Origin of the sequence: Sorangium sp. So ce726 (assembly GCF_051521405.1) — a bacterium.
Taxonomy (GTDB): domain Bacteria; phylum Myxococcota_A; class Polyangia; order Polyangiales; family Polyangiaceae; genus Sorangium.
On the sequence record NZ_CP150349.1, the window covers coordinates 8,810,039 to 8,830,927 of the forward strand.

The window sequence follows — 20,889 nt, forward strand, 5'->3', positions numbered from 1 at the left end:
GCGCCCGGGCGGGCCGCGCTCGCGCGCTCGCGGACGGAGCGACGCTCGGCGCTCACCGGCTCGCGGTCGACCAGGCGCGCTCGGCCTCGCGCGGCGACGCCGGCGCGAGGTGCGCGTCGATCTGGGTCATGAGCCAGTCGAGGAACTCGTCCTTCAGGATCGTCTGCGCCACGTGCAGATCAGTCCAGACGGGCGCGCGCGCGGCCGCCCGGTCGCTCGTCTGCACCACGACCGGGATCGTGCAGAACCTCGCGTCGTCGCGCATCGCGCGGATGAACTCCACCCCGTTCATGACGGGCATGTGGACGTCCACGATGGCCAGCGCCACGGGCTCGCGCGCGAGCAGATCGAGGGCGTCGCGCCCGTTCTCGGCCTCGAGCACGCTGAAGCGCGGCTCGAGGATCAGCCGGTAGCACTCTCGGATGTCCGCGTCGTCGTCCACGACGAGGATGGCTACCCCCTCGACAGCGCCGAGCACGCGCTCGACAGCGGCGCGGAGCTCCGCCGCGGTGACGGGCTTGCGCACGTAGCCGGCGATCCCTCGCAGGATCGCCTCTGCCGGCTTGTTCACGACGGAGACGAGCATCACGGGCACCCGCTCGCGCGACTGCACCAGCCGGTTGAAGGCGAAGCCATCCATCTCGGGCATCAGGAAGTCGGCCAGGATGAGGTCCGGCGTCCACGTCCGGAGGAGCTCCAGCGCCTCGCTCCCGCCGCGCACGGTCCGGACGTCGTACGCCGCGCCTTGCAGCGCCTCGGCCATCCACGCGAGCGTCCCCGAATCATCGTCGACCAGCAAGAGCTTGGCCATGGCATCACCCCCCTTGCGCCCCGCTGCCACCCGCCTCGCCCGCCGCGCCGACTCGCCGCAACCGGAGCCAGAACCTCGCCCCTCCTTCCGGCCGCGCCTCGTACCCGATCGCCCCGCCCCACCGCTCCACGGCGATCCGGGCGCCATAGAGCCCGAGGCCGCTGCCCGCGCCAGCGTCGTGGCCGTGCGCGAACTTCTGGAACAGGCGCGGCGCGATGGCAGGGGAGACGCCAGGCCCGTCGTCCTCCACCGTCACGCGAGCCCACCGGGGCTCATCGTGCACAGCGACCCGCACCGACCTGCGCGGAGGCGTGAACCGGAGCGCGTTCTCGACGAGGTTGGAGACCACGCGCGCGAGCCTGCGCTCCTCACCGACGACGGTGCACGGCCGCGCGCAGCCGATCTCCGGCGGCGCCTCCAGGCGCACCCCCCGGCTGCGCGCCATGGGCAGGAGCGCCTCGACGACCCGAGCGACGGTGCCGCACACGTCGACCACCGCCGCGAGGTCGCCGCTGGAGACGTCGGACGCCATGCCCTCGGCGGTGAACACGTCGAGGATCTCCCGGATCAGCTCGCGCTGCCGCAGGGCGGCCTTCAACGCGACCGCGGCGAGCGCGCCGCTCTTCTCCGGGAGCGGCTGCTCTCCCAGCAGGGACAGCGCGCCGAGGAGGCTGTTCAGCGGGCCCGAGAGGTCGTGAACGATGCAGTGGACGAGGACATCCTTCCGCTCGACCTCGCGCGACAGCGCCTCGTGCACGAGGCGAAGCTCGCGCGCCCGCTGGAGGACGCGGCGGCGCTCCTGGAACAGCGCGTCGTTCCGGGTGATCACGAGCAGCCGCGACGAGCCCACGCGGAGCGCCGTCGCCTCGAGGTGAAGCGCCTCGTCGCCGATCATCTGCGTCCAGAAGTCGGATTGCACGCTCGGCGCTCCTTCCGCGGACCAGGCCCGCTCCGCCTCGGGGAGGAACACCTCCAGAAAGGGCAGCGCGCGATCGATCGGGAGCGGCGCGTCGCGCCACGGCGGCGCGAACCCGAGCCGGCGGAACCACGGCGGCGGCTCGCCGCGGATGACGAAAGTCCCGTCGTGCAACCGCTCGAGGACGAGCTTGTCCAGCGCCGCGAGGAGCCACGTGTCCACGTCCATCAACCCCGCAACAAAGGCGCTTCGCTCGCCAGCATGGCGCGCGTCAGCGCGTTGAACGCGCCTTCGACCCCGGCTCCGGTCTTGGCGCTTGTCCTCGTGATCCAGAGGCCCGCCCTCCTCAGCCTGGCCTCGGTGGCGTCGTCGATGTCCCACGCCGCGGTGAGATCGGCCTTGTTCAGGACGACGACGGCCGGGACCTCTCCGACGATCGTCCGCGCAGCGGTGTAGAGGCGGAGCCCGGTCTCTGCCGTGAGGCGCCGCGTGCCGTCGATGACGAGGAGCCAGCCCGCGGAGCCGCGCAGGTACGATGTCTGGACGGCCTGGAACTCGTCCTCTCCGCTCAGGTCCCAGAGGATGAGGTCGAGCTCGCCTTCATCGCACCTCACGCGCCGTGTCTCGATCGTCACGCCGATGGTCGTCCGGTAAGACTCGGAGAAGATGCTGCGCACAAAGCGGGCGACGAGGCTTGTCTTGCCGACCCCCGTCGCGCCCAGCACGCAGACCTTGCGTTTCTCCGCCATGACTCAGTCCTTGCTCCCCGCGTGCAGGTCCACAAGGAAGATCACGCTGCGCGCGCGGCGCTCGTCCGCGCTGGCAACGCAGTTGGCCGCCGCGCCCCCGGAGCAGGACGGGGGCAGGATCTCACGCCGCAGTCCCCCGCCGCTCGCTCGCAGGCGATCGGCCGGGATCCCCCGCGCAACGAGCTCGGCCGCGACGTGCTCCGCGCGGGCCTGGCTGAGCGCTCGATTCGACGCCTCCGATCCAACGGAATCCGCGTAGCCGATCTCGCGGATCTCGGCGGTCATGCCGGCGTCGCGCGCGCGCGCGATCAGCCGGTCGGCAGCGGCCGCGACCTCGTCGAGGCGCGCGGCCTGCTCGCCGGAGAGCCGCGCGGCGCCGCGGCGGAAGAAGAGCTCCATCGCCTCGAGCGATCGCGCCGCCGCGCGCGCGCGGTCGATCGACTCCTGCGCCGTCAGGCCCTCGCCGTCGAACCCCGAGACGCCCGGGAGCACCGCCGCCGACCAGCGCGCGCGCTCGATCCAGCGCTCGGGCGCGACCCCGCTGGCCACGACGGCGCCGCCGCGCAGCGCCAGGGTGACCCCGGGCGGCGGCTCCAGCGCGCGCGCCACCCGGCGCTCGACGATCTGCGGATGGAGCGAATAGAAGGGCTCGAAGCGCAGGATGACCTCCTGGCGCACGGGGCCGCCGCGCTCGAGCACGGCCCTCGGGTCCGCGGCGAGCGGATCGCGAAGGCCCGTGAACACGACCTGGCCGGCGCGCCGCTCCGCCGCGGTGACCAGCAGGCCGGGTTCGCGCTGCAGCGCCTCGCCCCAGGCCTCGAAGCGGCGCTGAGCCTCCCGCGAGGCGCGCACCGAGAAGACGAGCGCGGTCGCGACGACCGCGGCCAGCACGGCGGCCACCGCGAGCACGGCCCGAGCTCGGCGCGGGACCGGCTGGCGTTGCTGCTGGAGGCAGCGCGAGAGCAGCTCGCGGGCGCCCGAGAACGGCGTCCGATCGCCGCGGAAGCCGACGAGCTCACCGCCGTACGCGAGGTGGACGTGCTCCAGCGTCTCGGACAGGACGAGCCCGTACGCGGGCGGCGCCACGCCGCGCACGATGGACACGAGGAGCGCCGACGGGCCGTGCTCGACCCACCCTGTCAGATCGCCGACGCGGAAGCGCTCCAGCCGCGCGTCGGTCCGGAACGCGTCGTGGGCGAACGCGTCGATGGCCGTGAGCATCGCCGTGACCTGATCGGGATCCCTGTAGGGGATCTCGTCGGCGCTGAGGTGCTCGAGGACGAGCCCCGTCCCGCGGTGGACCAGGAAGAGCTGCTCGGTCCGGTAGACCATCGAGCGGAGCAGCACCACCTCCGCGAAGGGACGCCCCGTGCGGCGCGCCTCGACGCGCCAGCGCATGCTCCGCCAGGACATGCCGAGGGCGACCGCCTCGTTGAGGCGCTGGATCATCGCCCGGAGAGCGCAGCGCACGGCCTTGCGGATGGCCGGCCCCATGGCGGGGGAGATCGCGTCCGCGAACGAACCCGGGTCCCGGCGCACGCGCTCCTGGATCGCGCTGGTGAGGAGCGGCTCCAGCGCCCACGAGAGCGCCTCGCCCTTCTTGCGGCTCTCGATCACCGCCTCGGGCAGCGCCCCCGCGACCATCTCGACCATGGACTGGTCCAGCCGCTCCTCGATCCGCTGGATCCTGTGCTGCTCGGGGCCCACGAGCAGGGGGCGGAGATCTTCGAGCGTCTTTCTCGGCGGAGGCGCCCCGCGGCGCGCTCTCGGCTCTCGCATCGTTCTTCTCCGGACCGCCGCGCCCGCTCCGCTGGGCGGAGCGGCGCGGCCGCCTCACGCCGCCTCGTCCGAGCGGCGCTCCGTCTTCTGGTACCGCTCCGACTGCGCGGCCGCCTCGCGCACCGGCGCGTCCGGCGCGGTCGCGTCGGAGCCGTCGGCCCACACGGCGGCCAGCTCGCGCTCGAGCATCGCGCTCAGCTCGCTCCGCGTACGCCGCGTCTCGTCGGCGAACGCTTTGGACTGATCGAGCATCTGCTGCCGGAGCTCGCGCTGCGTGCGCGCCACGAGCTCCTCCAGCCGCTGGACCCGCTGCGCGATCAGCTCGAGCGCCTCCCGCGACTCGCGCGCGACGCTGCCGAGCGCGCCGTCGGCGGCCGCGCGCTGGGCCTCGATCGACGCGCTGAGCGCCTCGATCTCCCTGCGCATGTGCGCCTCCAGCGTGTCCAGACGCCGCCACGCTTCGCTCCGCAGCTCCTCCGCCTGGGCGGCGACCTGAGCGTCGGTGTGCGAGAGCCGGCGAGCGAACTCGCGGAACTGGGCGCCGCACAGGATGTCGCGCACCTGCTCCAGGCTGTTGGTGATCGCGGACTCTGCGTGTCCTGCGGGGGCTTCGTGCTCCGCCCGCCCGCTCGTCCTCATGGTCATGATCAAGGCCCCCTCTCCGTGCGTGCCGCGCGTGTCGCGCTCGGCGAGCCGAGCTCGCTCGTCATCGCGCTCCCGTATCGCTTCGTCGCGCTCGCGACGCCTCACCGAGCTCGCCCCCCCAGGTTTCCTCTTCCGTCTGGACACGATGCCCCTCGCTCACCACGTCACGCGCTGCGCAACATGGGTCAGCACCCTGGGTGCGGGTAGCCCTCGGGAGGGCGCCGGGGCGGCCGCGGCTCGGCCGGGGAGCCGCTCGGCTGCTCCGAGGCGCCGCGCTGAACAGGAGCTCTCGGAGCCCGGTAAGATGCTCCCATGCGAACTCCGCGAACCTCCCTGGTGGCCGCGGCCTTCCTCGCGGCCTGCGGCGCTCCGGCCGGCGGCGCTCCCTCCGCGAGCGCGCCAGCCGGCGGCGCTCCTTCTGCGAGCGCCGCCGCCTCGGGTTCCAGCGCGCCCCCGGCTGCCCCGCCGCCCGCCGCGCAGGCCGCCGCCCCTGCCGCCGCGGCCTCCCCTGCGCCGGCCCCCTGCGGCGCGCTGGGCTGCCTCGCCTTCGATACGCCGGCCCAGGCCTTCGCCCACATCCTGGAGAGCGGCCCGCGCGTGCTCGCGGTGGGCGAGGCGCACGCACAGCAAGGCTCGGAGGGCATCCCCTCGACGACCCAGCGCTTCACGGAGCTCTTCCTGCCGGCGCTCGCCGGCCGAGCCTCCGATCTGATCGTCGAGCTCTGGGCCGTGGACCCGCGCTGCAAGAAGGAGCAGGTGGCGCGGGTCGAGACGGAGCAGCGGACGGTCACGCAGGGCCAGGCGGCGCAGAACCAGAGCGAGTTCCTCGCGCTCGGCCACGCGGCGAAGCGGCTCGGCATCCGGCCCCACCAGCTCACGCCCTCCTGCCAGGAGTACGACGCCATCGTGCGCGCGGGGCCGGACGCGGTGACGGCCATGCTCGAGATGATCGCGCGCCTGACGGCCGCCGAGGCGAAGGCGCTGCTCGGCCGCGAGGACGCCGCGGGAAAGATGGTGATCGCCTACGGCGGGGCGCTGCACAACGACGTCGCCCCGCGCCCTGGGCGCGAGCGCTGGAGCTTCGGACCGGAGCTCTCGGCGATCACCGGCGGGAAGTACGTGGAGCTCGATCTCATCGTCCGCGAGTTCATCAAGGAGTCGGAGTCCTGGCGGGCGCTGCCGTGGTATCCCCATTTCGACAGGGAGAAGCACCCGGACAAGGCGGTGCTCTTCAACCCTGCGCCAGGCTCGTACACGCTCATCTTTCCCCGCTCGTCCTGAGCCGGCATCGCCGCGCCGAGCGCCGTGCTGACTGCGCGCGCTCGCCTGGAGCAGCGGCTGCCTCAGCGGCGAGAACCGCTCCCCCGCCAGGAGGGAGCGGTCGAGATCGACCGTCGCGCGCCGCGCGACGGCTTCAGGGCAGGATGGTGAACGTGACCGGCTCGCCCGTGAAGGGACCGCCGCCTTGCACGATGCGGTTGTTCTCGAACAGCGCGCTGATCACGCTCACCGTGATCGGCACGCCGGCAGCGCGGAGCTTGTCCCAGGCCGCCGCGTCCGGCGTGTAGCTCAGCTTGGTCGTGAACACCCGGAGCAGCAGCTCGCGCTCCGCCGTCGTGAAGACCAGGAAGTAAGCGCGCCCGTTGATGGGCGTCCCGTGAGCCCAGGCGGCGCGCGCCGGCCCAAGGAGCGCCCCGAGCTCCGCGACGATCGACGCCCCCGGGGCAGCAGCGGTCGCGAGCCGCAGCTCCGGCGCCGCCCGGGGCGCCGTCCGCTGGGCCGCGCCCGCGACATGGAAGGTCAGCTCCAGCGCAGCTTCGCCGGGGACCATCGCGCCGTCCTCGGGTGCGTCGAACACCGTGCCCTGCGCGGGCTCGTCCTTCGCGTCCACCGCGAGCAGCTCCTCCAGGGCCTCGTCGGTCGCGCCGCCCTCGAAGATGACGTCGGCCAGGCTCGGGTCGGACGACGTCCCGCTCGATGTGTGGTCGTCGCTGTGACCGCACGCCCCGGTGTACATCGCGGCGGACGCCAGCACCGCCAGCGCGGGCACGAGGAGCGCCCGGCTCAGGAAGGGCCTTCGGCTCATGGCGCCTCCGCCCAGGGATCCGCGAAGCGCGGGTCCTTCAGAAACTCGTCGTCCGTCAGGGTTTGCAAGAAGGCGATCACGTCCGCTCTCTCCTCTTCTGTGAGATCGAACCCGCTGATGAGCTCGCTCTTGAACTTGTTCTCGCTGCCCACACCGGCGTTGGGGAGGCCAGCCTCGATCGTACGCCCTCCCGCGGCGTAATGGTCGAGCACCCCCTCGAGCGTCTCGATGCTGCCGTCATGCATGTACGGCGCCGTGACGGCAATGTTCCGCAGCGTGGGCGCGCGGAACCGGCCCATGTCCGGCTCTTTGTGGGAGATCTCATAGACTCCCCCGTTGCCCTCCGGGTAAGCGCCGTTGCCGTCGATGTTGTAGAGCCCCGTGTTGTGGAACATCACCTCCGTGAAGGTGGTGCCGTCGTGCTCCACCGAGTCCGACAGGTTGAAGCCACCGTGGCAATGGAAGCACTCCAGCTTCTCGGAGAAGAAGAGATCCATCCCGCGCAGCGCCGCATCGGACATCCCGGAGGGGTCGCCGCCGTAACGGTAACGGTCGTAGGGCGCGCGGTAGGAGAGCAGCGACCGCTCGAACGCCGCGATCGCCTTCGTGATGTTCGCGAGGCGGATGGGCTCGTCGTCGCCGGGGAAGGCCTCGGGAAAGAGATCCTGGTACAGCGGCTCGCCCTGTAGCCGCTCCAGCAGCTCGTCCTCCATGCCGGCGAGCCCGAGCTCGACCGGCGTCTCGCCGAACATGGGCAGGAGCGCTTGCTCCTCGAGCGCTTCGACGAGCGGATTCGCCCAGGTCAACGTCGTGAGGTAAGCGACGTTGGCCAGGCTCATCGAGCTGCGCGAGTGGAACTGGCCGGTCGAGCCCTCGGCGTTCGCGAGGCCGTCGGTGAACGCGAGCTCCTGGCGATGGCACGAGCCGCACGAGTACGTGCCGTTGCCGGACAGGCGCACGTCGTAGAACAGCCGCCTGCCGAGCTCGACCTTCGCCGACGACATCGGGTTGTCCTCGGGGACCTTGGGCACCGGAAAGCCCGTCGGCAGCCCCCACGCATAGGCGACCGCGTCGCCTCCCCCAGCGCCACCGCCGCCCTGGCCGCCGGCGCCCTCTCCCGCCGACCCGCCGCCGCCCTCCCCTGTCGACCCGCCGCCGCCTTGCAGCCCGTCGCCGTCGCCGCAGGCACAGCAGAGGGCCGCGAGCGCGGCGAGGGCAGAGGAGATCGCCGAGCGGCGGAGAGCGGTCATCGGAGCGAACATCGCCATGGCGCCTATTCTATCCTGAAGAACGACTGCCGGTCGGCGTGCGGCGAGCCGTCGGTGCTGTCGATGCCGAGATGGGTGAAGAGCGGCAGACACTCGGAATCCGACGGATCCGACATACAGCCGGGGATGTCGTCGGCGCTCGCCGACAGGTCGCTGTCCGAGACGAGCGCCGCATAGTCGACGAGCACCTTCGTTGCGAGCGGGTCGATGTCCTCGAAGACGATCTCGGCGATGTTGGGGTGATCGCACGCGGTCACCTCGCCGCCCGCGCTGGCGACGCAGCCAGTGCTCCCGATGTGCACGAGGAACGGCTTGTCATCTGCCGTGGAGACGCTGTCGAGGCGCAGGAACTTGTACCCGTCGTTCCAGCTCCAGAACAGCCCCGTCAAGTTGAGCGGCGACGGCGCGACCGACGCGTCGCCGTGGTTGAGCTCGAACGGCACGCCCAGCTTGAACGACAGCCCGTCGTAGTCCCCGACCGGGACCGTCCCGCGCACCACGCCGTTCGTCTCCTCGGTCCCATTGGCGCAGGTGCCCGATCTGTCCTCGAAATCGAGGAGCGCGACGTCCTGGTACTGCCACAGCCCGTCCTGATCGAGCGAGAGCGGCACCTCCTCGCCGTCCGCGCGGCGCAGGCGCACGTCGTGGATGTAGAGGCGGAAATCGTTCAGCCCCACGTCCGTCGCGGCGCTGCCGACAGCGTACGTCTCGCTGCAGGAGAACACCTCGTCGCGGACGCGGCCTTCGAACTGCAGCTCGACAGCGATCGTCTCAGCGCCGCTCCCCCCGCCGCCGTCAGCCCCGCCGCTCCCGCCCCCGCCACCGCCAGCCCCGCCGTCACCGCCGCTCCCGCCGCCGCCGCCGACGCCCGTCGAGGTCGACGCGCCATCGACAGGGTTCACCCCATCATCGTCGCCGCACGCCATGAGCGCGAGCACCGCCCCGACCAGCGGGAACCAGAGCCGTGATGCACGAAGACCGGATTCCATGAGCGTCCTCCCGAGAAACGATGCGCGCCACGATAGGCCGCGTCGCCCCTCGCCTGAATGCGACATGTTGTCGCTATCGCGATCCGCCCGAGAGCGCGAGTCGATCCAGCGTCGAAAGAGGGCTCGCGGAAGGCCCCGGAGCAGCCTTCAGCGGCCAGCAGACAGCGACGCCACCGACAACCGCACGACCGCACGACCGCACGACCGCACGACCGCACGACCGCACGACCGCGCTCACCGCCTGCGATTCGACCCAGCGGCTGGCGCGCCCGCCGAGCGAGCGTACGCGTCCGCATGATAACACGAACCGAGAAAATCGTGCTACTGACCGGCCCACCTGTGGTGCGTTCCCTGAGCACGGCGTTCACGCTGCTTCTTGTCATCACGTCCGCCGCGCCTGCGCGCGCCAGCGACGGTGCCGCGCCTCCGCCCGCGGCCGAAGCGGCAACGTCGGTGGGCGGCTACGCCTCCGGCGGCGCCGGCGCAGCGGCGCCCGTCTCCGGCGCAGCGGGCGGAGCGGCGCCCGCGTCCGACGCCGCGCCCATCACGGTCGTGGTGCAGGGCGCGGCGCCGCCGCGCAGCGCCTCGGAGTCGGTGCGCGGGCAGGCGGAGATCCGGGCAGCGCCCCACCGGACGGCGAGCGACGTGCTGCAGCTCGTGCCGGGCGTGTTCACCTCCCAGCACAGCGGCGAGTGCAAGGCGCACCAGATCTTCTTCCGCGGCTTCGACGCGGTCCATGGACAGGACCTCGAGGTCTGGGTCGCGGGCGCGCCGGTCAACGAGGTCTCGAACGTCCACGGCCAGGGCTATACCGACCTCCATTTCGTGATGCCGGAGGTGATCGGCGAGCTCCGCGCGCAGCCGGGGTCGTACGACCCGCGCCAGGGCGACTTCGCGGTCGCCGGGACGATGCGCTTCGATCTCGCGTACGGCGAGCCGGGGATCACCGCCACCGCCTCCGCGGGCTCCTTCGGGGCGCGCCGGCTCTTCCTCGCTTACCACCCCGAGAACGCGGACGACGCCACGTTCGCGGCCTTCGAGGCGTACGGGACCGACGGCTTCGGGCCCGCCCGCGCCGCCGGCCGGGCGTCACTCATCGCGCAGGCCGTCTACCGGCCGCTCGCCGGCGTCTCCGCGCGGGTGATGGCGTCGGCGTTCGCCTCGCGCTGCGGCTCCGCCGGCGTCCTGCGCCTCTGCGACATCGAATCGGGCAAGGTCGACCGCTTCGCCTCGTACGATCCCGATCAGGGCGGCGACTCGTCGCGCGCGCAGCTCGTCGTCGATCTGCGCGGCTCGGGCGACGGCGCCGCCCGCGGGGAGGGCCTCTCGCTCACGCCGTTCGTCGTGCTGCGCGCGCTCCGGCTGCGCTCGAACTTCACTGGGTACCTCACGGACCCCACGAACGGCGACGCCACCCAGCAGCTCAACGAGGCGATCACGGCGGGCGCCACCGCGTCGTACCGGCTCACCTTCCCGCTGCTCTCCGACCGCGACACGTTCGAGGCGGGCGTCGTCGCGCGCACCGACTGGATCGAGCAGTCGCAGCGGCGCCTCGCGGCCGTCGACGACAGGCCGACCGCCACGCTCGTCGACGCGAAGGTCCGCGCGACCGACATCGCCGGCTACCTCGACGCGTCGATCCGGCCGGCGCGGCGGATCACGCTGCGCGGTGGGCTGCGCGCCGACGGCCTCGCCTACCAGGTCGTCGACGACATCGGCCAGGGCGCGCAGGCGCGCAGCGCGCAGGGCGTCCACGTGGGCGGCAAGGGCACTGTCGATGTGGTGCTGCTCCCTGGGCTGCGCGCGCTCGCCAGCGTGGGCCAGGGGTTCCGCTCGCCCCAGGCGCGCAGCCTCGGCGACGGCGAGCGGACCCCCTTCACGCGGGTGCTCTCCGCCGAGGCCGGGCTCCGCTACGCCGACGAGCGCGTGCGGGCGTCGGCGGCGCTGTTCCACACCCGCCTCAACGAGGATCTCGTCTTCGACGAGGCGACCGCCCGCAACGAGCCCGTGCCCGCCACGGCCCGCACCGGCGTGGCCCTCGACGCGGTGGCGCACCCGGCGCCGTGGCTCGTGTCGAGCGTCGGCCTGACGTACACCCGGGCCGCCTTCACCGCCTCCGGGGGGCGCTACGCGGCGGGCGATCTCCTCCCCTTCGTGCCCCAGGTCGTCGCGCGCGCCGATCTCGCGGTGACGCCGCGCCTCGGCGCGCTCTTCGGCCGGCGCCTCGAGGCCCGCGCCGGCGCGGGCGTGACGCTGCTCCACGGCCGCCCCCTGCCGTTCGGAGAGCTCGGCCACGACGCGCTCGTCACCGACGTGACGGCGCACGTCCGCTACCACCGCGTCGAGCTCGGGATCGACGTCTACAACCTCCTCGACGCGGCGTGGTTCGACGGCGAGTTCGTCTACCCCTCGAACTTCACCCGCGGCGCGGCGCCCGACCTCCTCCCCGCGCGGCACGTGACGGTCGGCGCCCCACGCAGCTTCCTCGCTTCGCTCTCCCTCTACATCGGCTGAGGACCTCGATGACATCCACCACCGCACAGACCCGATCCCGCCGGCGCGCCGCCCTCGCCGCTGCGGGGCGCCTCGCCGCGGCCCTCGCGGCGGGCGCGCTCGCCGCCGGGTGCGGCGCCGGAGGCGACGACGCGACCTCCGGCAAGCGCCTGACCCTGGCGACGCAGATCGCGCCCGACGCAGCGTCGGTCGCGCCGTTCACGAACGCGCTCGGCTGGACCATCACGCTGTCGAAGGCGCACCTGGCGATCGGATCGCTCCACTACTTCGAGGGCGCCCCGTTCACGGCGCGGCGGCCTTCGCCGGGCGGCGCCCCCTCGCTGCTCGAGCGGCTCGCCCGGTGGGCCGTGCCCGAGGCGCACGCGCACCCGGGCCACTACCAGGCCGGCGAGGCGAGAGGCCAGATGACGCAGCCGACCTCGGTCGACCTGCTGCAGGGGACGACGGCGCTCGCGGACGCGGACGCCGTGAGCGGCGTCGTGCGATCCGCGCGCTTCACGTTCGGCGCGCCGCCCTCGGGCCCGCTCGCCGCGGCGCTCGACGGGCACGTCGTCGCCGTGGAGGGACGCGCCGAGAAGGGGGAGCTCGCGCGGGTGTTCCGCGCGCGCGCGCTGGTCGCCGACGTCCTCGACGACGCGACCGGCGAGCCGTCGGTGGAGGGGTGCGTCTTCGAGGAGGTCTTCCTCGACGGGCCCGGCGTCGTCACGCTCGTCGTGAAGCCGACGGTCTGGCTCGATCAGGTCGACTTCGAGGCCGTCGCCGCGAGCGAGGACGGCGCGCCGGTCGACCTCGAGCCCGAGAGCCAGGCCCAGCGCGGCTTCACGCGGGGCCTCAAGAAGGGGACGGCCTACGCGCTCTCGTTCGCGCCCGGCTCCCCGGAGGAGAAGGAATGACGATGAGGACCACGAAAGGACTGTGGGTGGCGGCGGCGGTGCTCGCTACGGCGGCGCTCGCCGGCTGCGGCGAAGGCGAGCTCGGGGCCGGGAGCGTGGCGTTCTCGACGTGGGGAGAGGACTACATCGAGCAGGAGATCCCGGCCGCCGATCTCGCGGACGGCTGGAGCATCCAGTACGAGAAGTTCCTGTTCGTCGTCCGGAACGTCACCGTCGCCGATCGCGAGGGGAACGTCGGAGCGCGCATGCAGGGCTCGACCCTGTTCGACCACACGAAGGCCGGCGCGAAGCCGGTGGTGACCTTCGACGACCTCGAGGCGAAGCCCTGGGAGGCTGTCTCCTACGAGATCGGCCCGGTGGACGCGGACACCGCCCTCGATGGCGCCACGGAGGACGACAAGGCGCTCATGCTCGCGGCGGGAGCGTCCGTGCATATCGAGGCGATCGCGCGGAAGAGCGGCGACGGCGGCGAGGTCGAGAAGCGCCTCGACTGGACCTTCTCGCTCGCGACGCGCTACGCCGACTGCAAGGGCGAGAGGGCCGGCAAGGAGACCGAGGGCGTCCTCGTCACGAACGGCGGCACCGACGACGTGGAGCTCACCATCCACGGCGACCACTTCTTCTACGACGACCTCCAGGCCGCGACCGCCGCGCGCCGGTTCGCGCCCATCGCCGCCGCGGACGCCGATGACGACGGGGCCGTCACCCTGGAGGAGCTCGCCGCGGTGCGCCTCGTCGCGATCGAGGAGGGCACCTACGGGACGGGTAGCGCCGGAAACATTAATGATCTCGGGGCGTTCGTCGCCGCGCTCTCGCGCACGATCGGGCACTTCCGCGGCGAGGGCGAGTGCGTCTCCGTCGACCCGTGACGCGGCCGGCCGCGCGCTCGCCCGCGGCGCTCACTCGATCCCGACCGTCGTCATGACGTCCTGGAGCTCACTCCCGTCGAACGCCGGCACCCGCGCGGAGCCGAGCAGCATCTGCACGCAGCTCCCGGCCGGGGTCATCGCGACCTGCGGCTCGATCGAGATGCGCTGCACGGCGCCCGCGGGGTTGAAGAACACCCGCGCCGTCACCGCCTTCGGCCCCGCCTTGCCCTTGCAGTGGATCCGCGCGGTGGCGCCCTTCGCTTGCAGCGCCGCGTGGGCCGCGCCGCGATCGAACGGCCTCGCCGCGATCGCCGTCGCCGCCGGCGCGGTACCTTCGCGCGTGGGGCGCGGGGACCTCGGCGCGGGCGCCGGCACCGGAGCGTCTCGAGGGCCGGGCGGCGGCTGCCGCTCACCCGCGCCGTTCGCGTCGCCCGCCAGCGCCGGCGACCGCGCCTCGCCGCCGCGGCCTGGGCTGACCACCGTCGGGTGCGCCGGCACCGGCAGGCGCTGCACAAGCCGGACGTCGCTCTGCGCGCGGCCGGCGTAAAAGGCGATCGCCGCCATCGCGAAGCCGCCGGCCAGGCCGCACGCGAGGAGCAGCGGCCCCCTCCGCGCGGGCTTCCGAGGGGCCTCCACCGGCCCGCTGCTCGCCAGGACGGGCGCGGGCGTCGACGGCGCGCGCGCGCTGACGGGCGACGACGATGCGCCCGCGCCGGCGGGCCACGACGGCGCGCGCTGAGGGTCCGAGGCCATCTCGGTCGGTCCGCTCATCGACAGGCGCGACGCAGATCCCGCCGAGGTGATCGCCGCCGCGGCGCTGAACGGCACCACCGAGATCCCGGCGCCGGCGGCCCGCACGCTGCGCGGGTCGACGAAGAGCGCCGGGCCGAGCGCGTCGAAGGCCTCCTGCGCCGTCTGGAAGCGCTGCGACGGCTCCCGCGCGACGCAGCGCGCGAACCAGGCGTCGAACGGGTGCACGATACAGCCGGCGCGCCCGAGCGCGGTCGCGCGCACCGACGCCGGGTCGATCGCCTCGAAGAGGATCTCGCGGAGCAGCACCGGCATCGCGGTGCCCATCGGGTCGTTCGCGGCGCGCCAGTACATGCGCCCGGTGAGCAGGGCGAACGCGATCAGCCCGAGCGCCCACACGTCGGTCGCCGGCGAGATCTGCCCGCGCGGGTCGGACTGCTCGGGCGCCATCCAGAGGGGCGTGCCGAGCGAGGCGGTCGCCATCGTGTTCGCCTCCGCGGCGATCTTCGCGATGCCGAAGTCGAGGACCTTGACCGACCAGCGCGCCGTCGCGCTCTGCGTCTTCGCGAGGAACACGTTCTGCGGCTTCATGTCCCGGTGGACCACGCCCGCCCGGTGGGCGGCGCCGAGCGCGTGGCAGAGCTGCCGGAAGATCTCGTGCACGTCCTGCGCCGAGAGCAGCCCGCTGCGCCTCATCCGCTGCGAGAGGTCCTCCCCCTCGAGCAGCTCCATCGCGAGCCAGGGCGCGCCGCTGGCCGTGTCCACGCCGGCGCCGATCACCTGCACGACGTGATCGCTCTCCACCAGCGCGCCGACGCGCGCCTCCTGCTCGAAGCGCTCGCGCAGCCGGGCGTCCGCGCAGAGCTGCGGATGCATGAGCTTGAGGGCCCGCAGCTTGCCAGTGCTCGCCTGCTCGGCGATGTACACGGCCCCCATGCCCCCAGCGCTGAGGGGCCGAACGATCCGGAACTCTCCGAAGAGCATCCCGACCGCCGGCTGGAACGGCGCGACCATGGCGGGCGATGCTAGCATGGTGGCCGTCGCGGGGGTGTCGGGGCTCACGGGCGCAGCGCGCACGGCGCGCCTCGCTGCCTCGCTGCCTCGTTACGCGTGCGCGCCGTCGGCGCTGCCTGCGCTGCGCGCGCGCGGCGGGAGCGACGCGACGAGGCGCTCGATCCCGATCCGGCCCGCGACCAGCGCGCCCGTCGCCGCGGCGCGGAGCGCGTCGCCCGCCGGCTGGGCTCTGCCGGCGAAGTGCCGGACGCCGAAGCGCAGGAACGACGGCTCGCCGAGGAGGTAACGCTCGACGCGCTCCCGCGGCGCGCCGTAGAAGGCGCGCATCACCCGGCGCCGGAAGCGCAGGTCGAGGCCCAGCAGCGATCGCTCGACGCGCCGGCCCCAGTCGTGGAACCCGAGATCCTGGGCCTCGAGCTTCTCGGCGAGGTACTCGCCCGCGAGGGCCCCGTACGCGATCGCCTGGGCGATCCCCTCTCCCAGCATCGGATCGATGCCCGCGGCCTCGCCGACGAGCAGCGCAGCGGGCCGCGCGATCACGGCCCGCCGGTCGAGGCCTCGCTCGGCGAAGCGCTTGCGCCGGTAGCGGTCCGGGTCGAGGCCGAGCGCCTCGAGCCTGCTCCGGAGCACGCGCTCGGCGTCGGGCGCGGGGCGCGCCATGCCGAGCGCGCCCTCGTGCAGCACGTAGGCCCCCCGGCAGACGAGCTCGCGTCCGTCGACGATCGTGGGGAAGTCCCACAGATAGCCGGCGAACGATCGGTCCCGCATCTCGAAGTGCAGGAGGTCGCGCGCCCGGTCCCCCGCGACGGGCTCGGTGTCGACCTCGACGGCCTGCGCGCGCAGCCTGCCGAACGGCAGCCCCATCGCGCGGCGGACGACGCTGCCGACGCCGTCCGCGCCGACGACGACGCGGCCGTCGAAGACCCCGGCCGAGCTCTCGACGCGGGCGCCGCGCTCGCTCAGCGTGGCACCGGTCACCCGCGCCCCCTCCACGATCCGGACGCCCCGCGCCCGCGCGGCGAGCGCGAGCGCGCGATCGAACTCGACGCGCCGGACGACGCGGCCGATGTTCCCCTCGCGGAGCGCGACCTCGCCGGCCTGGAAGGCCGCGCTGATGCCGTGCACAACGACCGAGGGCACGTCGATCGTCACCCCGATCGCCGACAGCGCCCTGTCCGCTCGCTCGCCGAGGCCGCCCGCGCAGGACTTGTCCCGCGGGTAGCGCTCCTTTTCGAGCACCACGATCCTGTCGGCGAGGGCCGGGCGATGGTGGGCGAGGAAGAGCGCTGTGCTCACGCCCGCCGGCCCGCCTCCGACGATCACGACTTCATGCGCCGCCATGCGGGGGCCGCTCTAGCACGGCGCCCCCGTCGGCGGGCTCGCAGGACGCTCACCGCCGCTCGTACAGGGGCACCAGCGTCCGGTAGGGGAAGAGGTACACGCTCTTCCCCTCGAGGTCCGGGTGGTTCGCGGCCAGCTCGCGGATCTCGTTCAGGACCGCATAACGCTCGTGCAGGGGGAGCGCCGAGATGTAGCTGATCGACGCGACGCGCTCGAGGAGCCCATCGAGATCGAGCTCCTGCGTATGGGTGAACTCGTGCTCTCCGAGCGGCGCGAAGAGGCGAGAGTCAGAGAACGTCCGGCGCCAGGCGCCGAACCTGTGTATCGGAGCATCCCGGCCGTGGCGGTCGAGGATGTGGGAGATGCGGGCGACCCAGTCGACGCGCTCGTCGCGCAGGTTGAAGAGCAGGGAGAGGCGCCCTCTCGGCCGGAGCACGCGGTGGATCTCGGCGAGCGCGAGATCGCCGTGAAACCAGTGGAACGACTGCGCGGCGACCGCGGCGTCGACCGATGTCTCGGGCAAGGGGATCGCCTCGGCGACCCCATCGAGCGGGATGGCGGACGGGACCATCTGACCCAGCTTGCGGCGCATCCCCTCGACCGGCTCGAGCGCGAGCAGCCGCGCGCCCGTGGGCACGAGCAGCCGCGTGAGCTTGCCGGTGCCGGCGCCGAGATCGAGCACCGTGCTCGTCGCGTCGATGCGGAGCGTGTCGCGCAGGAGCTCGATCGCGCCGCGCGGGTAGTCCGGGCGCCCCTTCTCATAAGCATCCGCTGCAGTCGCGTAGCCCTGTGCAGCGAGGCGATGGAGAGTCATGGCCTGCATCCGCTCCGCGTTAAGGAGGATCTCGCGCAGCGCCGGAGGGACCACCCACCCCGACGGCCCGTCGAGAGAGGCTACGCAACCGGCAGCCGCGTTGGAAGCGGGTTGTCGCTCAAAATGCGCATCACGTTCTCTCGAAGCACCTTGGCGATCACTCGCTCGCTCAAGCCAGCTCGCAGCAGCGCATCCGTCAAGAGCGGAAGATGGGCCGCATCACGCAGCTCACGTGTGGGAATGATGAAACCGTCCCAATCGGATCCGAGCGCTGGCGTGTCCTCGCCGGCAACGTTGATGATGTGCACGAGGTGCTTGACGACGGGCGCGAGCCCGTTTCCGCCGAGATAGAGCGGACAAAAGATGATCCCGGCGCACCCGCCGCGGTCGGCGAGGGCGCGGAGCTGATCGTCATCGATGTTGCGCCAGTGATCGAACGCGCCAGCGATACCCGTGTGGCTGACCATGGGTGGGCGGCGAGCGAGCGCGCATGCGTCGAGGAAGCCTGCCCGGTTGATGTGCGCGAGATCGACGATGACGCCGAGGTCCTCGGCGAGGCGCACGACGTCGCGGCCGAAGGCGGTGAGGCCTTGACCATCCCTTCGGCCGCTGCCGTACGCGGGATAACACGCTTCGTTGGCGCTGAAGTGGCAGAGCCCGAGGTAGCGCACGCCGCGCCGCGCGAAGCGAGCGAGGGTGTCGAGGTCGCCTTCGAGCGCGTGCGCCCCCTCGACGCCGAGCAGCGCCGCGACGGCGCCGCCGGCCCTCGCCGCCTCGATGTCCTCGGCCGTGAGCGCCTTCACGAGGCGGCCGGGCCGCGCGCGGACGGCCTGCTCCAGGAGATCGATCTGCTCCTCGATGACGGCGGCGAGCCCGCGCCGCTGCCCGATGGGCAGCGAGACCAGCCCGAAGAACTGCGCGCCGACGCCGCCCTCGCGGAGCCGCGGGACGTCGACGTGCCCGCCGAGGGCCGCGAACGGCAGCGGCGGCTCGTGCCGCTCCTGCAGATCGTAACCGACCCAGCGCGCCCACATGAGGCTGTCGGCGTGGAGATCGATGGCGGGGTACTGCGCGTGCAGGGCGCGGGCTTCGGGTGTTCCGTGCATGGAAGGAAGGCTAGTCGACCCGAGGCGGCCGGTCGCGCGCCGGGCGACGAGGGCTCAGGGGCTCGCCAGCTTGAGGCCCGCGATGGACACAACGAGCAGCACGAGGAAACCGAGCCTCGCCGCCGTGGCGGGCTCGCCGAACAGGAGGATGCCCGCGATCGCCGCCCCGAACGCGCCGATGCCGACCCAGACGGCGTACGCTGTGCCGATGGGCAAGGTCCGCGAGGCAGTCTCGAGGAGCGCGATGCTCGTGATGATCGCGCCGATCGTGAGCGCCGTTGGCAACGGGCGCGTGAAGCCGTGTGTGTACTTGAGACCGATAGCCCAGCAGACCTCGAGTAGACCTGCCAGGAGCAACGCCAGCCAGGACATGACGACTCTCCTCGTGATGTGGCTGCGTCGTCTTATCCTGACCGGGTACGGCGCGTCTCGTCCGGGACGCCCTGTCTGAAGGAGCGCCGCGGGGAACCTAGCAGGGGCGACGGCCTGCGCAACAGACAGGCCGGCCGGCGCCGCACCGCGTCGCGAGGCCGCACCGCCGCGGCCGCTGCCGCTCCGCTGGGCGGAGCGGCGCGGTAGGCGGGGACCACGCCGCGGCCTCTCGATCGCGCTCTCCTGGAGCTCGCTACTCGATCTGCTCCTCGATCTCCCCCTCGTCCGGGAGCAGCGAGGAGCTGCCCCCCGCCTGGCTGATCAGCGCGGCGGCGAGCTCGTTGATGTACTCCTCGATCGCGGTGTATCCGGACGGCATCACCTTGGTGTGATCGTTCGCGTTCGATGAGCTGAGGCCGTGCGCCTGCTCCCACGCGTCCGCCATGCCGTCGCGGTCGGCGTCTGCGGGGGCCGTCCCCGGGCTGAGCCCATCCATCAGGTTGCTCACGTAGCGGGCGCCCCACGAGCCGTCGCGGCGCTCCATGTTCTTGAAGACGCCCTTCGTCACCACGTCGCGCGGCAGCGAGCCCGCCTGCGCGACGACGAGCCGATACGCGTCCTGCGCGCGTTGGGTCGTCACCGGGATGTACCCCGCGACATCCCGCGTGAAATCGAACTGCGTCGCCGAGCGGTACGACTCGGGCTTGTTGAGCTTGCTGAAGCTCGGGTGGAGGTACGGCTGCTTCCAGGGGTTCTCGACGGTGCCCGTGAACTTCCCGGGATCATCGACGTAGTTGTCGCCAAGGAAGTACTTGAGCCCCGAGCCGGCGCTGCCGTCGAAGTAGAACGGGATCAGCTGATCGCTCGGCCCCTTGATGTAGGTGTTGCCCACGATGTTGAACTTGCCGGTCGCCGGGTTGTGGTGCACGAACCCGTGCCTCACGTTGTAGGCCACGTTGTTGCGGATGTCGGCCGGGCCGTTCGCGACCGCGGGACAACGCGCCTTGTGGTGGGCGAACAGGTTGTGGTGAAGCGTGATCCGGTGGCCATCAGGGCCGTTGATGAGACCGTAATTATGCATCCCCTCTGGATGTCCCGTGGTCGACGACGACTCGATCGTGGACCACTGGACGGTGACGTCATCTGCCTCATAGAGGTCCACAGTCTCGTCGACGCCCCAGGAGATCGACATGTGATCGAGCATCACCTTCGAGTTCCGCGAGATCTGCGTCGCGTCGAACTGCTCTCCGGCCGAGCCGTTGTATACGGGCCGGACACGCAAGAATCGTGCAACGATGTTGTTGACCGCGGTGGAGTACCTGGCGGTCAAACGGCCGTGGATGGTGATGCCCGCGCCCGGGGCCGTCTGGCCCGCGATCGTCACGTCGCCGTTCCGGATGACGACATCCCCTTCGATCACGCCGCTCACGTCGAAGACGATGATACGAGGCCCGCTCGCGTCGAGGGCCGCCTGGAGGCTCCCCGACCCGCTCGTGCGCAGGTTGGTGACCTTGATGACGCGCCCGCCGCGCCCGCCGGTCGCGACGGCGCCAAAGCCCTCTGCCCCCGGAAACGACGGGAGCGCGCTGGCTGGCATCGATATCGCAGTGAGCGCAGAAACCGCGGCGATCGCGCAGCCGAAGCGGCGAAGCCGCTGTGCGCCAATGGAAGAACAAGTGGGAAGGTATGCCATGTGTCTCGTTCCCCTTTCGTACGTATCAGGCGCTGAACAAGACCGGATCGAGCAAGGAAGCCCAGGGTGGGCGCGGCGCTAGGCGCGACGATGTGCCCTGATGAAGCAGGGCGACGCGGAGCAGCGACGCGATGGGCCCGCCCTCGGCTGCCTGGCGCAGGAGGTCTTGACCGGCGCTCTTAACCGCAAGCCGTACTGTGATGACCCTACAGGACTCGATCCGTCGACGGCAATCGCCAATTGCCAATCTGTGCGACAGGGCACATCAAAATCGCCCCGG

General features: G+C 72.4%; 18 protein-coding genes and 1 riboswitch. Of the genes, 4 read left to right on the top strand and 14 right to left on the bottom strand.

Going from position 1 to position 20,889, the window contains the following annotated elements; all coding sequences use genetic code 11:
• Positions 1–52 precede the first annotated feature (52 nt).
• Genes WME79_RS32570 through WME79_RS32590 form a run of 5 tightly spaced genes read right to left on the bottom strand, consistent with a single transcriptional unit; the run spans position 53 to position 4,900 of the window.
• Complete coding sequence (locus WME79_RS32570) at positions 53–811, bottom strand: response regulator (RefSeq protein WP_437522793.1); 759 nt, start codon at positions 809–811, stop codon at positions 53–55.
• 4 nt (positions 812–815) lie between these two features.
• The gene (locus WME79_RS32575; RefSeq protein WP_437522795.1) at positions 816–1,955 is read right to left on the bottom strand and encodes an ATP-binding protein; all 1,140 of its coding nucleotides are present in this window, start codon (positions 1,953–1,955) and stop codon (positions 816–818) included.
• Complete coding sequence (locus WME79_RS32580; protein ID WP_437522797.1) at positions 1,955–2,476, bottom strand: Rab family GTPase; 522 nt, start codon at positions 2,474–2,476, stop codon at positions 1,955–1,957. Before WME79_RS32580 ends, WME79_RS32575 begins: the two co-directional genes overlap by 1 nt.
• 3 nt (positions 2,477–2,479) lie before the next feature.
• Positions 2,480–4,255, bottom strand: a complete 1,776-nt coding sequence (locus tag WME79_RS32585; protein WP_437522799.1) for an OmpA family protein — start codon at positions 4,253–4,255, stop codon at positions 2,480–2,482.
• A gap of 54 nt (positions 4,256–4,309) precedes the next feature.
• The gene (locus WME79_RS32590; protein WP_437522801.1) at positions 4,310–4,900 is read right to left on the bottom strand and encodes a hypothetical protein; all 591 of its coding nucleotides are present in this window, start codon (positions 4,898–4,900) and stop codon (positions 4,310–4,312) included.
• Between the two features lie 312 nt (positions 4,901–5,212).
• Between WME79_RS32590 and WME79_RS32595 the strand changes: the two genes are divergently transcribed.
• The gene (locus WME79_RS32595; protein WP_437522802.1) at positions 5,213–6,181 is read left to right on the top strand and encodes a hypothetical protein; all 969 of its coding nucleotides are present in this window, start codon (positions 5,213–5,215) and stop codon (positions 6,179–6,181) included.
• Between the two features lie 133 nt (positions 6,182–6,314).
• On the opposite strand, the gene WME79_RS32600 is transcribed toward WME79_RS32595, so the two are convergent.
• From WME79_RS32600 to WME79_RS32610, 3 genes are read right to left on the bottom strand one after another with little or no spacing between them, the layout of a single operon-like run.
• Complete coding sequence (locus WME79_RS32600; RefSeq protein ID WP_437522804.1) at positions 6,315–6,986, bottom strand: hypothetical protein; 672 nt, start codon at positions 6,984–6,986, stop codon at positions 6,315–6,317.
• Positions 6,983–8,254 carry an MbnH family di-heme enzyme gene (locus tag WME79_RS32605; protein WP_437522806.1) on the bottom strand — a complete coding sequence of 424 codons (1,272 nt, stop codon included), beginning with the start codon at positions 8,252–8,254 and terminating at the stop codon, positions 6,983–6,985. The genes WME79_RS32600 and WME79_RS32605 overlap by 4 nt, the downstream gene beginning before the upstream one ends.
• A 5-nt stretch (positions 8,255–8,259) precedes the next feature.
• Positions 8,260–9,243 carry an MbnP family copper-binding protein gene (locus WME79_RS32610; protein WP_437522808.1) on the bottom strand — a complete coding sequence of 328 codons (984 nt, stop codon included), beginning with the start codon at positions 9,241–9,243 and terminating at the stop codon, positions 8,260–8,262.
• A 318-nt stretch (positions 9,244–9,561) separates the two neighbouring features.
• On the opposite strand from WME79_RS32610, the gene WME79_RS32615 reads away from it, so the two are divergent.
• Genes WME79_RS32615 through WME79_RS32625 form a run of 3 tightly spaced genes read left to right on the top strand, consistent with a single transcriptional unit; the run spans position 9,562 to position 13,519 of the window.
• On the top strand, positions 9,562–11,757 hold the full coding sequence (locus WME79_RS32615) for a TonB-dependent receptor (protein WP_437522810.1): 2,196 nt from the start codon (positions 9,562–9,564) through the stop codon (positions 11,755–11,757).
• Between the two features lie 8 nt (positions 11,758–11,765).
• Positions 11,766–12,650: a hypothetical protein gene (locus tag WME79_RS32620; RefSeq protein ID WP_437522812.1), complete on the top strand. Its 885-nt coding sequence runs from the start codon at positions 11,766–11,768 to the stop codon at positions 12,648–12,650.
• Complete coding sequence (locus WME79_RS32625; RefSeq protein ID WP_437522813.1) at positions 12,647–13,519, top strand: hypothetical protein; 873 nt, start codon at positions 12,647–12,649, stop codon at positions 13,517–13,519. The genes WME79_RS32620 and WME79_RS32625 overlap by 4 nt, the downstream gene beginning before the upstream one ends.
• 30 nt (positions 13,520–13,549) lie before the next feature.
• On the opposite strand, the gene WME79_RS32630 is transcribed toward WME79_RS32625, so the two are convergent.
• The 6 genes from WME79_RS32630 to WME79_RS32655 form a co-directional block, all read right to left on the bottom strand.
• Entirely contained in the window at positions 13,550–15,283 is a 1,734-nt protein-coding gene (locus WME79_RS32630) for a serine/threonine protein kinase (RefSeq protein WP_437522815.1), read from the bottom strand.
• A 90-nt stretch (positions 15,284–15,373) separates the two neighbouring features.
• Complete coding sequence (locus tag WME79_RS32635; protein ID WP_437522817.1) at positions 15,374–16,624, bottom strand: NAD(P)/FAD-dependent oxidoreductase; 1,251 nt, start codon at positions 16,622–16,624, stop codon at positions 15,374–15,376.
• A 49-nt stretch (positions 16,625–16,673) separates the two neighbouring features.
• A complete protein-coding gene (locus tag WME79_RS32640) occupies positions 16,674–17,438 on the bottom strand; it encodes a class I SAM-dependent methyltransferase (RefSeq protein WP_437522819.1) in 765 nt (254 codons plus the stop codon).
• 80 nt (positions 17,439–17,518) lie between these two features.
• A complete protein-coding gene (locus tag WME79_RS32645; RefSeq protein WP_437522821.1) occupies positions 17,519–18,544 on the bottom strand; it encodes a dipeptidase in 1,026 nt (341 codons plus the stop codon).
• Positions 18,545–18,598: 54 nt separating this feature from the next.
• Positions 18,599–18,916, bottom strand: a complete 318-nt coding sequence (sugE, locus tag WME79_RS32650; protein WP_437522822.1) for a quaternary ammonium compound efflux SMR transporter SugE — start codon at positions 18,914–18,916, stop codon at positions 18,599–18,601.
• A 21-nt stretch (positions 18,917–18,937) separates the two neighbouring features.
• Positions 18,938–19,006, bottom strand: a riboswitch (guanidine-III (ykkC-III) riboswitch).
• A 163-nt stretch (positions 19,007–19,169) separates the two neighbouring features.
• Complete coding sequence (locus tag WME79_RS32655) at positions 19,170–20,513, bottom strand: pectate lyase family protein (RefSeq protein ID WP_437522824.1); 1,344 nt, start codon at positions 20,511–20,513, stop codon at positions 19,170–19,172.
• Between the last annotated feature and the right edge of the window lie 376 nt (positions 20,514–20,889).